The organism is Nostoc sp. CmiVER01 (assembly GCF_034531135.2).
Taxonomy (GTDB): Bacteria; Cyanobacteriota; Cyanobacteriia; order Cyanobacteriales; family Nostocaceae; genus Nostoc.
Genome location: NZ_JAVRBU020000075.1, coordinates 1 through 593, shown reverse-complemented (window position 1 = coordinate 593; position 593 = coordinate 1). Strand labels below are relative to the sequence as shown.

The following is a 593-nucleotide window of genomic DNA, read 5'->3' as shown; positions in this document are numbered from 1 at the left end:
GCAGGCGTTGCGGATGAGCCTTCGTTCGGCTACCGCACCGTGGCCGGGTTGATGAGAATCAACAAGGACTCGGTGCGGCGGATCTTCCAGCTCAAAGGTTGGCAGGTACGTACACGAGCGGCCGGTAGGCAACCGCCTCCGGATAGAGACGCTTCCTTCCGGCCGCCGCCGCTCCGAACTAACGCTGAGCTACGAATTTGTGCTGAATCTGGGATGGCCAGGGGAGAGGGGCTGAGCCTGGCCCTGGTCATCGACGGCCACACCCGGCAGCTGCTGGACTGACAACTGCCGGGCGTGGCAAGACCCGTAGCGCAGTCGCCACCCTGGAACAAGCGTACACTTGCATAGTTAAGGCTTGAAGCAGGAGCCGAAAACTCCTGCAGCAGAACGGCGTGGTGGAGCGGGTGATCCAAACGTTGAAGGAACAGTGGGTCCACCGACAGCGATTCGAGAACCAGGTCTACGTTTTGCGTGTGATCGACGATTGGATCGGTGTATAGAGCTCGAAGCGGATGCATCAGGCTTTGAAGATGATGATGCACGACGAATGCTTATGCCGCACAGCAACCGGCTGACCTGCGCAGAAAGCGGTG

At 59.7% G+C, this 593-nt stretch carries 1 protein-coding gene; it reads left to right on the top strand.

Annotation, left to right across the window (positions count from 1 at the left end; genetic code table 11):
* On the top strand, nt 1-282 hold a 282-nt coding region (locus tag RMZ43_RS36060; protein ID WP_428851038.1), incomplete at its 5' end, for a hypothetical protein.
* Nucleotides 283-593: the final 311 nt, after the last annotated feature.